Here is a 13,947-nt window from a genome sequence, read left to right as displayed (position 1 = left end):
CGGCAATAAAACGAGTAGAATCCACAGGGAGCCCAGGCTCCCTGTTTTATTTCCCGGTCGACAAACTTGGAGAAGATGATGACCAAGGCAAGCTCCCTGCCCCTGCTCTGCGCCCTGCTGTTCGCCCTGCCGGCCTCTGCCGGGCAGAGCTATTTTCACAGCAACGGCGGTCAGCTCAACGTCGGCTGGCAGGACGGGGAGGGCAAGGCCCGGCAGCTCAGCTACCGGCTGGAGGCGGGCCAGTTGCCGCCCCTCATCGCCTATCGCCCGGAGAGGATGCAGGAGGATATGCTGCAGCAGCTGTTGCAACAGGCCGTCATCGACTTCCCCGAGGTGCAGTTCTCCCTCTCCCGCCCCGAGCGCGCCCTCAACATCAAGAGCCGCAACGCCGACAAGGCGAGGGAGGCCCAGGCCTGGGTCAAACCCGAGCAGGCGAAACTGGAAGCCGAGTGGCTCAAGCAGCACTACTTCCAGCGCTTTACCCCATACGATGGGGTGCCCGCCATCAAGCAGGATCACGTGCGTATCGCCCTGGAGAGCCGGGCCGAGCTGGCGCCGCTCGCGGATCAGCTCAAGCGGCAGGGCACCACAGAGGTGGAGGCGCGCCAGCAGACGGTGGCCTTCATGCTCGACTTCGTGCAGGCCATCCCCTACCGCCTGCTGGACAGCCAGTCCGGCCGGGCCGGCAAGGGGTTCCTGACCCCGCGCCAGGTGCTGGAGCAGAATGCCGGGGACTGCGACAGCAAGGTGACCCTGATGGCGGCCATGCTGGCCCAGCTCTTTCCGGAACTCCCCCAGGCCATGGTGTTTGTGCCTGGTCACGCCTTGCTCGGCGTCGCCCTGCCCGCCAGATCGGGGGATGCCGTGCTGAATTGGGAAGGGCAGACCTATCTGCTGATGGAGCCGACCGGTCCGGCCCAGCTCCCCATGGGCCAGCTGGCCCCCACCAGCAGGACCCTGGTCGACAGCAGGCAGCTCAGCGTGCAACCCGTGCTGGCCAGCCAATAAGTCGTGGCAAAGCTGCATGGATGAGGCGTAGATCGGCCCATCCATCGCCATCAGATGGGCCGGACATGGAAAGATGGGGGCACTACAGCCGCAAGCTATGCTGCCTGCCATCAAAAAACATCGGCCAGCAGATGCCGGCCGATTAAGAAGCAGGGGAATATGTCGCCGGATCAGGCTTGGGGCAGGAACTCCAGCGCCAGCAGCAGGCCCTTCTCCTCCTCCAGCACCCGCACTATGCGGGCCTGGGCCTCGAAGGGGGGCAGCAGGTTGCTGCTGGTGGCCAGGCTCACCCTGAGGGGTTGAGCGACATCGAAGTCATGCTGGTTTATCTCGACCCCCATGCCGTTGGCGCTGAGATCCCGGCAGACCCCTTCCAGCACCCTATGCTGCTGATACAGGGTGACGGGGGCATTGATGACCATGCGTTGAAAGGCGCGTCTTTCCTTGGTGCTGGTGATCACTCGGGGCTTCCTCCATGGGTTGGGCGCGCAGGATGCGGCCCGCTGAACATAGTGCTGGCCTCCCCCGGAGAAGGTCAATACAATGCGAATCGTTTCTCAAACGGGGTGCGGTTTACCGCTGAGATTATACCCGTGAACCTGATCCAGATAATGCTGGCGGAGGAATTTGAGGCATGGCGCTCGTTTTTTGCGCCCTCATCCGCTGGCAGCTCGCAACCCACAGGGAGTGCCATCGATGAAAACCCTACTGCTGGTCGCCACCAGCCTGCTCAGTGCCCAGGCCTTCGCCGCCGATACCCTCACCGTCTACACCTACGGCTCCTTCGCCAGCGAATGGGGTCCGGGCCCCAAGATCAAGCAGGCCTTCGAGAAGGAGTGCGGCTGCACCCTCAAGCTGGTGGCACTGGAAGACGGGGTCGCCATCCTCAACCGGCTGCGACTGGAAGGCAAACACAGCAAGGCCGACATGGTGCTGGGGCTGGACGACGCCCTGGTGAGCGAGGCCAAGCAGAGCGGCCTGTTCGCCCCCCATCATACGGATCTGTCCGCCCTCAAGGTGCCGGGTGGCTGGCAGGACGACACCTTCGTTCCCTATGACTACGGCTACTTCGCCTTCGTCTACAACAAGGACAAACTCAAGACTCCGCCCAAGAGTCTGAAGGAGCTGGTGGAGCGCCCGGATCTCAAGGTGATCTACCAGGATCCCCGCACCTCCACCCCGGGTCAGGGGCTGATGCTGTGGATGAAGTCCGTCTATGGCGACCAGGCCCCCGCCGCTTGGGCCCAGCTTGCCAAGAAAACGGTCACCGTCACCAAGGGCTGGTCCGAGGCCTATGGCATGTTCCTCGATGGCGAGGCGGACATGGTGCTCTCCTACACCACCTCCCCGGCCTATCACCTGATCGCCGAGAACAAGGCCCAGTACCAAGCCGCCGCCTTCGAGGAGGGTCACTATCGTCAGGTGGAGGTGGCCGCCAAGCTGGCGAGCGCGACGCAAGGCAAGCTCGCCGACCAGTTCCTGCAGTTCATGGTCAGCCCCGCCTTCCAGCAGGCGATCCCGGGGGGCAACTGGATGTACCCTGTGATCGACACCCCACTGCCCAAGGGCTTCGAGCAGATGATCACAGTCGCCAAGCCGCTCAGCTTCACCTCTGACGAGGCGGCTGCCAATCGCAAGGGCTGGATCCGGGAGTGGCTGCAAGCCGTCACCCAGTGAGTCATCACTTCGTGAAACCCCAGTCTCGTCCTCTCTGGTGGCTGCCGGGTAGCGCAGCCACCGCCGTTATCCTGCTGCTCTCCCTGGGCCCCCTCGCAGCCCTCTTGTGGCAGGCGGGTACGCTGCCGAGCAGCCTGCTGGCGGATCCCTACCTGCGCCACGTGCTGGGCTTCAGCCTGGGGCAGGCCCTGCTCTCCACCTTGTTGAGTCTGGGGCTGGCCATTCCGGTGGCGCGAGCCCTGGCGCGGCGCCGTTTTCGTGGCCGCCGGCTGCTGCTCAAGTTGTTCGGCCTCTCCCTGGTGTTGCCGGTCATCATCGCCATCTTCGGTATCGTCGCGGTACACGGCTCCCAGGGCTGGCTGCCGCAGCTGCTGCGCAGCCTGGGGCTGGATCCCGGCAACTACCTGTATGGCCTGTTCGGCATCCTCCTGGCTCACGTCTTCTTCAACATGCCGCTGGCGGCGCGCCTGATATTACAAGGCATAGAGAGCATCCCCGAGTCCTCCTGGCGCCTCGCCAGCCAGCTCGGCATGCGCTCCTCCCACATCTTCCGGCTGCTGGAGTGGCCCATCATACGTGGCCTGCTGCCGGGATTGGCGAGCCTCATCTTCATGCTCTGCTTCACCAGCTTCACCACTGTGCTGGCACTCGGCGGCGGCCCCAAGTCCACCACCTTGGAGGTGGCCGTCTATCAGGCCCTGCGCTTTGACTTCGATCTCGCCACCGCCGGCGGCCTGGCCCTGGTGCAACTGCTGCTGACCGCAGGCCTGTTGCTGCTGCAGCACAAGTTGCAGACCAGCCCGTCCAGCCGCCTCAGCAGCCGCCGCCCCTGTCTGCGCCCGGACAGGCAGCAGCCGGGCACCCGGCTGATGGACATGGCCGCCCTCATCCTCGGCCTAGCCATCTTCCTACCGCCGCTGCTGGCCATAGTCGTCGCGGGCTTCAACCCCGGCCTGCTGACGGCATTGGGATCATCCCAGCTGTGGCAGGCGGGGGCGCAGTCCCTCGGCATCGCGCTGGCGGCGGGGAGCCTGGCCACCCTGCTCGGCGCCAGCCTGCTGCTCACCAGCCGCCACCTGAGGGTGCGAGATCGCAAGCGGCGAGCGGCGGCCCTGTGGGAGGCCAGCGGCTCCATGATCCTGATGATCCCGGCCGTGGTGCTAAGCACGGGCCTCTTCATCCTGTTTATGCCCTTCACCGACGTCTTCGCCCTCGGCCCCTGGCTGGTGGTGCTGGTCAACGCCCTGATGGCGCTGCCCTATGTGCTGCGCACCCTTTCTGCCCCCATGCAGCTGGTGGTGCGCCAGTACGACAGGCTGGCGGACAGCCTGGGAGTGCGCGGCCTGCAACGGCTGCGGCTGGTGGAGTGGCCCCTGCTGCGCCGCCCCCTGGCGCTGGCCATGGCGCTCTCCATGATCTTGTCTTTGGGGGATCTCGGCGCCATCGCCATGTTCGGCAGCCAGGTCCTCACCACTTTGCCCTGGCTGCTCTATCAGCAGCTCGGCAGCTACCGGCTGACCGAGGCGGCGGCTACCGCCCTGCTGCTGCTCACCCTCTGTTTCTCCCTGTTCTGGCTGGTGGAGCGGGGTCTGGGGGGGAAAAATCTGGATGTGTGATAGTCGAGTTTGCTGCCATGGCACGGTTTTACATGCGGTCTGCGCACCCAGCCATATCACAGGAGTCAAAGATGCTGTTAATTGATGATCTGGCAACCAGTTACCCGGATTGGCGCGTCAGCTTCAACGCCTCCCTGCCCAAGGGGGAAATTACGGCGCTGATCGGTCCAAGCGGCGCCGGCAAATCGACCCTGCTCGGCATGATAGCGGGCTTCGTGCCGGTGGAATCCGGCCACCTCAGCTTCGATGGCATAGATCTATTACCGCTCGGCCCCGCCGAGCGCCCTGTCACCACCCTGTTCCAGGATCACAACCTCTTCCTGCACCTCTCGGTGTTCGACAACATCGCCATCGGCCTGCACCCGGGCCTGCGCCTGAGCCCGGCCCAACGCGCTCAGGTGCAGGAGGCGGCGACCCGGGTCGGGCTCGGTGACATGCAGGATCGGCTGCCGGAGCAGCTCTCCGGTGGTCAGCAGCAGCGGGTCGGCCTGGCCCGTGCCCTGGTACGCGGCAAGCCGCTGCTGCTGCTGGATGAGCCCTTCTCGGCGCTGGATCCCGCCCTGCGCCGGGAGATGCTGGCGGAGGTCGCGCGGCTCGCCTGCGAGCAGGGCATTACCGTGCTGATGGTGTCTCATAACCCGGAAGACGCCCAGCTCATCGCCGATCGGGTGCTGTTCGTGGACGAGGGGCGCATCGCCCTGCAGGGCACACCGGACATTTTGCAAAACAGCGATCACCCGGGCCTGCAGCGCTACCTGGGGCACTCGCACACGTCCTGAAGCGGGATCGCGGAATCAAAAAAGGGAGGCCAATGGCCTCCCTTTTTTATATGGAAATATTCAGTTAAATCAGAGGTTTTCCTCGGCGAAGGAGGCGAGCTTGCTGCGCACTACCCCGTTCAGGAAGATGTTGGCACTGCCGTCGAAGTCCTTGAAGCGCTCGACGATATAGGTCAGGCCCGAGGTCACCGGGCTCAGGTAGTTGGAGTCAATCTGAGCCAGGTTGCCGGAGCAGACGATCTTGGTGCCCTCGCCGCAGCGGGTGATGATGGTCTTGATCTGGGACGCGGTCAGGTTCTGGCACTCGTCCAGCAGCACGAAGGTGTTCTGGATGCTGCGCCCGCGCATGAAGTTGACGGATTTGAACTGGATGTTGGCCTTCTCCATGATGTAGCTGAGGGACCCGCTCATGTTCTCGTCCTGTTTGTGCAGCACCTCCAGGGTGTCGGTCACCGCCGCCAGCCAAGGCATCATCTTCTCTTCTTCGGTGCCGGGCAGGAAGCCGATGCTCTCGGCGATCTCCGGGGTGTTGCGGGTGACGATCACCTTCTCGTAGATCCCCTTCTCGATCACCAGCTCCAGCGCCGCCGCCATGGCCAGCAGGGTCTTGCCGCAACCCGCCGGGCCGGTCAGGATCACCAGATCGATGTGCGGATCCAGCAGGGCATCCAGGGCCATGCCCTGATAGATGTTCTTGGGATGCACACCCCAGGCCTTGCGGGACATCAGTCGCTCCCGGCCCAGATCTTTCAGGCGGATCTTGTTGCCATCGTGGCTCAGCACCCTCGCTGCAAAGAAGTTCTCCTCGTCCAGCAGGTACTGGTTGACGTGGACCCCCTCCAGCAGGTTCGAGTCGATCACATGGACGGTATCCCGGCCGTGGGTCTCGCTGTCGCACTCGCCGACCCGCTCCCAGAAGCTGCCGGGCACAACCTGGAAGCCCTTGGCCAGCAGGCGGATGTCGTCGATCAGCTGGTCACTGCGATAATCCTCGACGTGGGCGAGGCCGGCCCCCTTGGCCTTGAGGCGCATGTTGATGTCTTTGGTCACCAGCACCACCTGGCGCTTCATCTCATGCTTTTGCAGGTAGAGGGCGGCATTGATGATGCGGTTGTCCGCCTCCTTGTCGGTGAATACCTCGGCATCCTGGGGCAGATGGTGATCGCTGAAGATGCTGATATGACCGCTCGCCTCACCGGCCAGGGGCACCCCCTGCACTATCTGCTCCGGGGTGGACTCACGAAACACGTCTTCCAGCGCACGGATGGCGACCCGCGCATCCCGGCTCACGTCTTTCTGGCGATCCTTGATGTTGTCGAGCTCTTCCAGCACCGTCATGGGGATGAGCACGTCGTGCTCTTTGAAGGAGTAGATGGCGAGGGGTTCGTGAAGCAGAACGTTGGTATCCAGGATAAACAGCTTTCGGTCAGCATTGTCCATAAGCATCCTCCTTGGCACTGAAGGTGCCACGCGTGTGAATCTCAGATGTCATTGAAACCACACGGCCGTGACAGTTTTATTACCTCCCAACGCTACGCCCGATTTAACCAGTGCGCAACACATCCCTTTGACTCCCCCATTCGAGCGAACAAAAAATAGCCGATAAAAAGACCGGCACGCTGGCCGGTCTTTTGCACTACCTTACACCCTCAACCGCCCCCGTTAGCCACACTTGGAATCACCGCAATTCAGGCAGGTCATGCAACCATCTTTCAGCACAAGCGCCTTGGTGTGGCACTTGTAGCAGAGCGCCGCATTGGCGGGGAATCCGCTGCCAGCAGATTGCGCTGCTTCCTCCTGCTCGCTCTGCAACTGGGCCTTCTTCTCGGCCAGGAAGGCCTGCTGATGCTCATCCAGCCCGGGAGCCTTGAGCATGCCGATCTCGGTGAGATGGGTCTCGATCACGTTGCCAATCTCGGCAATCAGGGAGGGAACATACTTGCCCTTGTTCCAGTAACCCCCCTTGGGATCGAACACGGATCTCAGCTCCTCCACCAGGAAGGTGACATCCCCGCCCTTGCGAAACACAGCCGAGATGATGCGGGTCAGCGCCACTATCCACTGGTAGTGCTCCAGGCTCTTGGAGTTGATGAAGATCTCGAACGGGCGGCGACTCTCGTGCACAGTGCCCTCGTTGAGAATGATGTCGTTGATGGTGATGAACAGCGAATGCTCGGAGACATGCTCCGGCGTCTTCAGCTTGTAGGTGGTGCCCATCAGCCGCTCCGGACGCAGTACAGTCTCGTGCATCTGCACCACGTCATCCTGCGGCGCCGGCGCTTCTTGCGGCTCGTCCCGGGTTTGCACCTTGTAAGCGACGATTTTCCTGTCGATCTTCTTGACCATGTGTCGTCCTCAGAATTTACCGTAATAGCCTTCTTTCAAGGCGTCGTAGAGGTTGGCGGCGGTGTGCAGCTCCCCATCGTATTCGATCTCTTCGTTGCCCCTGGCCGTGATGACGGAGCCATCCTCCAAGGTGAACTCGTAACTGGTGTTCTCCAGATCCTTCTCCTTCACCAGCACCCCCTGGAAGGCCTCGGGGTTGAAGCGGAAGGTGGTGCAGCCCTTGAGGCCGGAGTCCGAGGCATAGAGGTAGATATCCTTGAAGCGCTCGAACGGGAAGTCGGTGGGGATGTTCGCGGTCTTGGAGATGGACGAATCTATCCAGCGCTGGGCCGCGGCCTGGATGTCCACGTGCTCGGTCGGGCTGATGTCATCGGCTGTGATGAAGTAGTCCGGCAGCCGGGTCACCTCCTCCTCCCCATAGGGCATGGCAGCCGGGTTGACCAGCGCGCGGTAGGCCATCAGCTCGAAGGAGTAGACGTCCACGCTCTCCTTGCTCTTCTTGCCTGGCTTGATGACGTTGCGGCTGTAGTGATGAGCGAAGCTCGGCTCTATGCCGTTGCTGGCGTTGTTGGCCAGCGACAGGGAGATGGTACCGGTCGGCGCTATGCTGCTGTGGTGAGTAAAACGGCCCCCCACTTCGGCCAGCTCCGCCACCAGGGCGGGATCCACTTCCGCCACCTGCTGCATGTAGCGGCTGTAACGGGCGTGCAGCACCCGCCCCTTCACCTTGTCGCCGATCTTGATGCCATCGGCGGCCATCTCGGGGCGCAGGCGCAACATCTTGCCGGTCACCTCGAACTCCTGCTCCATGATGGGAGCCGGCCCTTTCTCCCTAGCCAGGGCCAAAGACTCGCGCCAGCCGGTCATGGCCAGCTCCTGTGAGACCTCCTCGGTGAAGGCAACCGAGGTGGCGGAGCCATATTTTATCCGCAGCATGGTGAGGGTCGAGCCGAGCCCGAGGAAGCCCATGCCGTGGCGACGCTTGTTGATGATCTCTTCGCGCTGCCTGGGCAAAGGCAGCTGGTTGATCTCCACCACGTTGTCCAGCATGCGGGTGAAGATGGCCACCACCTTGCGAAATGCCTGCCAGTCAAAGCTCGCCTGCTCAGTGAAGGGATGGCGTACAAACTTGGTCAGGTTGACCGAGCCCAGCAGGCAGGCGCCATAGGGGGGCAACGGCTGCTCACCGCAAGGGTTGGTGGCGCGGATCTCTTCACAGAACCAGTTGTTGTTCATCTGGTTGACCTTGTCGATCAGGATGAAACCGGGCTCTGCATAGTCATAGGTGGAACTCATGATGACGTTCCACAGCTTCTGGGCAGGGAGCGTCTTGTAGCGCTTGCAGGCCACCTGGCCCAGGGCGTTGATGACCACCCCCTCCTTGTTCGGCCAGTCGGCCCAGATCACCAGCTCTGGGTCGTCCAGCGCGATCCCGTCCTGCTCCACCTCCTTCGCCGTGTAGGGGAAGATGAGCGTCCAGGGGGCATCCTCCTTCACCGCCTTGACGAACTCCTCGGTGATGAGCAGGGAGAGGTTGAACTGGCGCAGGCGACCATCTTCACGCTTGGCCTGAATGAACTCGACGACGTCCGGGTGGCGGATATCCATGGTCCCCATCTGGGCACCGCGGCGACCGCCGGCGGACGAGACGGTGAAACACATCTTGTCGTAGATATCCATGAAGGAGAGCGGCCCGGAGGTGTAGGCACCGGCGCCGGAGACGAAGGCACCACGGGGACGCAGGGTAGAGAAGTCATAGCCGATGCCGCAACCCGCCTTCAGGGTCAACCCCGCCTCGTGCACCTTGCCGAGGATGTCGTCCATGGAATCTTCGATAGTACCGGAAACGGTGCAGTTGATGGTCGAGGTGGCGGGCTTGTGCTCGAAGGCCCCCGCATTGGAGGTGATGCGCCCCGCCGGGATGGCCCCGTTGCGCAGCGCCCACAGGAAGGGCTCATACCAGGCATCCGGCTCCAACTCCTGCGCGGCCAGAGCGCGGGCCACCCGTTGGTAGGTCTCGTCAACCGAACCGTCGATGGGAGCCCCATCCTTGCGCTTGAGGCGATATTTGCTGTCCCAGATCTCGAGGGAGGTTTCCTGCAGGGGAATGAGATCGGTGCCGGGATCTGTCTCCAGCACCGGATTGGATTTAGCCATTTTCAAGCCACCTTATGTGAGTGCATCAGCGTCATGACAGGGATCAAAACACAACCAATAGGTGAATGTGAAATACTAAAACACTATATATAGTATCCACCCTATGATGAAGCATAGTGCCTGCCCAAAAAAATGCCCCGGCCAGCAGGTCTCTGGGCCAGGGCATGTCACCGTTTCAGCGCCCGGGGATGGGCTCCCCGGGGAGCAGGATCAGGGCTTCTTGACGTAGACGGTCGGGGTCTCACCAGCCAGGTTCAGATAGAACTCATACACCCCATCCGTCTCCGGCGAGAACTTCATGTCCTCGTACTTGGAGCAGGGGTTGACCGGCACCGGCTCACCGCCCAGCACGGCCACGCCATCGCTCGGGCTCTTGTAGCCGAAGTTGGTACCGCAGCTCCAGCCGGAGTCACCGAACTTGAACTTGTAGGGGGCCCACTCCTTCTTGAGAGTGCCCTTGGCCATGTACAGCTTGTCGGCCACCTTGACCACCTTGGTCTCATCGTTGGCTATCCAGTCGTTCATCTCCCCACGCAGGTAGATGGACTTGCCGCCAAAATCGCTGTTGTCCGCCCCTTGTTCAGCGCCACCACTAGATGCGCAACCGCCTAATACCAGGGTTCCCGCCGCCAGCATCATCGTTACTGTTCTCTTGAACATGTGTCCATTCCTCAGATTATTGTGTTTCCTTGGCCCAATCGAATGTGGGCAGAGGCATTAAAGCAGAGCGGGCCAGGCAAGAAAGGTAGGGGTATCACATTCTGTACTTTTTATATGCAAAACAAGGATGAACGGAGAAATGACTAGCGGCGGAATGCGGTGGTCAAGAGAAGGACTCCGAGTCAGAGGGATTTGGTAGCATCTACCTGTGCGTGCCTACTTCGAGCAAGAGTGATTACCTACCTGACCACGCCGGTTTTAGATAACGCTGATAACCTGATTGGCCACACCCATTTTGAGCAATCATGATGATCAGTGCAGGGCATAGCCGCCCTCTATGCAGACAGTAGAAGTGGGTCAGCCCAGTGATCCGGTAGTTTGGAGCGGAGAAGATCAAGGAGATAGGCAATCAGAGGGGTAGAAAGCAGTGAGTTTGACTGGATGGTTCGAGCTGTACGACTCAGCCGGCTGATAAGAGAATTCTTAATGGATGGTGTGTCTGCAAAGTCCTGAATTTCAGGCAATAAAAAAACCCGCTCATCTGAGCGGGCTTCTTCAATTGGGTGCCTGGCAGTGTCCTACTCTCGCATGGCGAATGCCACACTACCATCGGCGCTACCGCGTTTCACTTCTGAGTTCGGCATGGGATCAGGTGGTTCCACGGCGCTATGGCCGCCAGGCAAATTCTTAATCCAGAAAGCTGACGTGAATAACGATGTTGCTCGTGGCTTGTCGTTATCACTGAATTTTTGAGTAGTTCTTGGGGTTTGTTACAAGTCTCAGAACACTTCTTGGGTGTTGTATGGTTAAGCCTCACGGGTAATTAGTATGGGTTAGCTCAACACGTCGCCGCGCTTACACACCCCACCTATCAACGTTGTGGTCTCCAACGGCCCTTTAGGACCCTCAAGGGGTCAGGGATGACTCATCTCAGGGCTCGCTTCCCGCTTAGATGCTTTCAGCGGTTATCGATTCCGAACTTAGCTACCGGGCAGTGCCACTGGCGTGACAACCCGAACACCAGAGGTTCGTTCACTCCGGTCCTCTCGTACTAGGAGCAACTCCCTTCAATCATCCAACGCCCACGGCAGATAGGGACCGAACTGTCTCACGACGTTCTGAACCCAGCTCGCGTACCACTTTAAATGGCGAACAGCCATACCCTTGGGACCGACTTCAGCCCCAGGATGTGATGAGCCGACATCGAGGTGCCAAACACCGCCGTCGATATGAACTCTTGGGCGGTATCAGCCTGTTATCCCCGGAGTACCTTTTATCCGTTGAGCGATGGCCCTTCCATTCAGAACCACCGGATCACTATGACCTACTTTCGTACCTGCTCGACCTGTCCGTCTCGCAGTTAAGCTGGCTTATGCCATTGCACTAACCTCCTGATGTCCGACCAGGATTAGCCAACCTTCGTGCTCCTCCGTTACTCTTTGGGAGGAGACCGCCCCAGTCAAACTACCCACCAGGCACTGTCCGCGAGCCCGATTCAGGGCCCTGCGTTAGAACATCAAACATACAAGGGTGGTATTTCAAGGACGGCTCCACGACAACTGGCGTCATCGCTTCAAAGCCTCCCACCTATCCTACACATGTAGGTTCAATGTTCAGTGCCAAGCTGTAGTAAAGGTTCACGGGGTCTTTCCGTCTAGCCGCGGGTACACCGCATCTTCACGGCGAATTCGATTTCACTGAGTCTCGGGTGGAGACAGCATGGCCATGGTTACACCATTCGTGCAGGTCGGAACTTACCCGACAAGGAATTTCGCTACCTTAGGACCGTTATAGTTACGGCCGCCGTTTACCGGGGCTTCGATCAAGAGCTTCGCTTGCGCTAACCCCATCAATTAACCTTCCGGCACCGGGCAGGTGTCACACCCTATACGTCCACTTTCGTGTTTGCAGAGTGCTGTGTTTTTGATAAACAGTCCCAGCCATCTGGTCACTGCGACTCCCGACAGCTCCATCCGCAAGGGACTTCACCATCAAGAGCGAACCTTCTCCCGAAGTTACGGTTCTATTTTGCCTAGTTCCTTCACCCGAGTTCTCTCAAGCGCCTTGGTATTCTCTACCCGACCACCTGTGTCGGTTTGGGGTACGATGACTTGTAATCTGAAGCTTAGAGGCTTTTCCTGGAAGCAGGGCATCAATGGCTTCCGCACCGTAGTGCGTTCGTCTCGTGTCTCAGTGTTGTGTCTCCGGATTTGCCTAGAAACACCACCTACGCACTTTCACCAGGACAACCGTCGCCTGGCCCACCTAGCCTTCTCCGTCCCCCCATCGCAATTACAAGTCGTGCAGGAATATTAACCTGCTTCCCATCGACTACGCCTTTCGGCCTCGCCTTAGGGGTCGACTCACCCTGCCCCGATTAACGTTGGACAGGAACCCTTGGTCTTCCGGCGAGGAGGCTTTTCACCCCCTTTATCGTTACTTACGTCAGCATTCGCACTTCTGATATCTCCAGCATGCCTCTCGACACACCTTCGCAGACTTACAGAACGCTCCCCTACCACTCACGCTTAGCGTGAATCCGCGGCTTCGGTGCCTGGTTTGAGCCCCGTTACATCTTCCGCGCAGGCCGACTCGACTAGTGAGCTATTACGCTTTCTTTAAATGATGGCTGCTTCTAAGCCAACATCCTAGCTGTCTGAGCCTTCCCACATCGTTTCCCACTTAACCAGAACTTTGGGACCTTAGCCGGCGGTCTGGGTTGTTTCCCTCTTCACGACGGACGTTAGCACCCGCCGTGTGTCTCCCGGATATTACTTACTGGTATTCGGAGTTTGCATGGGGTTGGTAAGTCGGGATGACCCCCTAGCCCAAACAGTGCTCTACCCCCAGTAGTATTCGTCCGAGGCGCTACCTAAATAGCTTTCGGGGAGAACCAGCTATCTCCGAGTTTGATTGGCCTTTCACCCCCAGCCACAGGTCATCCCCTAACTTTGCAACGTTAGTGGGTTCGGTCCTCCAGTTGATGTTACTCAACCTTCAACCTGCCCATGGCTAGATCACCCGGTTTCGGGTCTACACCTTGCAACTAGACGCCCAGTTAAGACTCGGTTTCCCTACGGCTCCCCTATACGGTTAACCTCGCTACAAAATGTAAGTCGCTGACCCATTATACAAAAGGTACGCAGTCACCCCGAAGGGCTCCCACTGCTTGTACGTACACGGTTTCAGGTTCTATTTCACTCCCCTCACAGGGGTTCTTTTCGCCTTTCCCTCACGGTACTGGTTCACTATCGGTCAGTCAGGAGTATTTAGCCTTGGAGGATGGTCCCCCCATATTCAGACAGGATGTCACGTGTCCCGCCCTACTCGATTTCACATCAAGGTTGTTTTCGTGTACGGGGCTATCACCCTGTATCGCCGGCCTTTCCAGGACCGTTCCACTAACTTCCAAGATGCTTAAGGGCTAATCCCCGTTCGCTCGCCGCTACTGAGGGAATCTCGGTTGATTTCTTTTCCTCGGGGTACTTAGATGTTTCAGTTCTCCCGGTTCGCCTCGCTACACTATGTATTCATGTAACGATACCTAGCTTATGCTAGGTGGGTTTCCCCATTCGGAAATCTGTGAGTCGTAATGTCTCTTACCGACTGCTCACAGCTTATCGCAGGTTAGTACGTCCTTCATCGCCTCTGACTGCCAAGGCATCCACCATGTACGCTTAGTCACTTAACCATACAACCCCAAG

Annotated in this window: 9 protein-coding genes, 2 rRNA genes and 1 riboswitch; of the genes, 4 read left to right on the top strand and 7 right to left on the bottom strand. The window is 59.8% G+C overall.

The genetic code is table 11. From position 1 onward, the window contains the following. The first annotated feature begins 78 nt into the window (after positions 1 to 78). Positions 79 to 1,008, top strand: coding sequence for a transglutaminase-like domain-containing protein (locus ACT5M9_RS15875; protein ID WP_457980515.1), 930 nt, complete (start codon positions 79 to 81; stop codon positions 1,006 to 1,008). Positions 1,009 to 1,178: 170 nt separating this feature from the next. Here ACT5M9_RS15875 and ACT5M9_RS15870 read toward each other — a convergent pair whose 3' ends face one another. Then, positions 1,179 to 1,469 (bottom strand): PilZ domain-containing protein, encoded by a 291-nt coding sequence (locus tag ACT5M9_RS15870; RefSeq protein WP_457980517.1) that lies wholly within the window; start codon positions 1,467 to 1,469, stop codon positions 1,179 to 1,181. 91 nt (positions 1,470 to 1,560) lie between these two features. Further along, positions 1,561 to 1,651: riboswitch (TPP riboswitch) on the top strand. A 53-nt stretch (positions 1,652 to 1,704) separates the two neighbouring features. Here ACT5M9_RS15870 and thiB point away from each other — a divergent pair. The 3 genes from thiB (at position 1,705) to thiQ (ending at position 5,080) form a co-directional block, all read left to right on the top strand. Beyond that, entirely contained in the window at positions 1,705 to 2,685 is a 981-nt protein-coding gene (thiB, locus tag ACT5M9_RS15865) for a thiamine ABC transporter substrate binding subunit (RefSeq protein WP_457980519.1), read from the top strand. Continuing rightward, positions 2,682 to 4,301, top strand: a complete 1,620-nt coding sequence (thiP, locus tag ACT5M9_RS15860; protein WP_457980628.1) for a thiamine/thiamine pyrophosphate ABC transporter permease — start codon at positions 2,682 to 2,684, stop codon at positions 4,299 to 4,301. The genes thiB and thiP overlap by 4 nt, the downstream gene beginning before the upstream one ends. Positions 4,302 to 4,372: 71 nt before the next feature. Beyond that, entirely contained in the window at positions 4,373 to 5,080 is a 708-nt protein-coding gene (gene thiQ / locus ACT5M9_RS15855) for a thiamine ABC transporter ATP-binding protein (RefSeq protein ID WP_457980521.1), read from the top strand. Between the two features lie 69 nt (positions 5,081 to 5,149). On the opposite strand, the gene ACT5M9_RS15850 is transcribed toward thiQ, so the two are convergent. The 6 genes from ACT5M9_RS15850 to ACT5M9_RS15825 all read right to left on the bottom strand — a co-directional run bounded on the left by ACT5M9_RS15850 (position 5,150) and on the right by ACT5M9_RS15825 (position 13,934). Beyond that, positions 5,150 to 6,520 carry a PhoH family protein gene (locus ACT5M9_RS15850; RefSeq protein ID WP_457980523.1) on the bottom strand — a complete coding sequence of 457 codons (1,371 nt, stop codon included), beginning with the start codon at positions 6,518 to 6,520 and terminating at the stop codon, positions 5,150 to 5,152. A 222-nt stretch (positions 6,521 to 6,742) separates the two neighbouring features. Further along, on the bottom strand, positions 6,743 to 7,426 hold the full coding sequence (locus tag ACT5M9_RS15845) for a TSCPD domain-containing protein (protein ID WP_100860768.1): 684 nt from the start codon (positions 7,424 to 7,426) through the stop codon (positions 6,743 to 6,745). 9 nt (positions 7,427 to 7,435) lie between these two features. Next, on the bottom strand, positions 7,436 to 9,583 hold the full coding sequence (locus ACT5M9_RS15840) for an adenosylcobalamin-dependent ribonucleoside-diphosphate reductase (RefSeq protein ID WP_457980525.1): 2,148 nt from the start codon (positions 9,581 to 9,583) through the stop codon (positions 7,436 to 7,438). Between the two features lie 210 nt (positions 9,584 to 9,793). Further along, complete coding sequence (locus tag ACT5M9_RS15835; protein ID WP_457980526.1) at positions 9,794 to 10,243, bottom strand: early set domain-containing protein; 450 nt, start codon at positions 10,241 to 10,243, stop codon at positions 9,794 to 9,796. Positions 10,244 to 10,808: 565 nt separating this feature from the next. Further along, positions 10,809 to 10,923 (bottom strand): 5S ribosomal RNA (gene rrf, locus ACT5M9_RS15830). Between the two features lie 122 nt (positions 10,924 to 11,045). Next, positions 11,046 to 13,934 (bottom strand): 23S ribosomal RNA (locus ACT5M9_RS15825). Positions 13,935 to 13,947: the final 13 nt, after the last annotated feature.

This window comes from Aeromonas sp. AE23HZ002T15 (genome assembly GCF_054165525.2).
The sequence above is the reverse complement of the archived record's forward strand: the minus strand, read 5'-3'. Positions and strand labels throughout refer to the sequence as shown.

Bases quoted from the DNA above. Each gene is read 5' to 3' on its own strand.
- ACT5M9_RS15875 (WP_457980515.1), top strand. From the start codon at position 79: ATGACCAAGGCAAGCTCCCTGCCCCTGCTCTGCGCCCTGCTGTTCGCC.
- thiB (WP_457980519.1), top strand. From the start codon at position 1,705: ATGAAAACCCTACTGCTGGTCGCCACCAGCCTGCTCAGTGCCCAGGCC.
- thiQ (WP_457980521.1), top strand. From the start codon at position 4,373: ATGCTGTTAATTGATGATCTGGCAACCAGTTACCCGGATTGGCGCGTC.
- ACT5M9_RS15850 (WP_457980523.1), bottom strand. From the start codon at position 6,520: ATGGACAATGCTGACCGAAAGCTGTTTATCCTGGATACCAACGTTCTG.
- ACT5M9_RS15845 (WP_100860768.1), bottom strand. From the start codon at position 7,426: ATGGTCAAGAAGATCGACAGGAAAATCGTCGCTTACAAGGTGCAAACC.
- ACT5M9_RS15840 (WP_457980525.1), bottom strand. From the start codon at position 9,583: ATGGCTAAATCCAATCCGGTGCTGGAGACAGATCCCGGCACCGATCTC.
- ACT5M9_RS15835 (WP_457980526.1), bottom strand. From the start codon at position 10,243: ATGTTCAAGAGAACAGTAACGATGATGCTGGCGGCGGGAACCCTGGTA.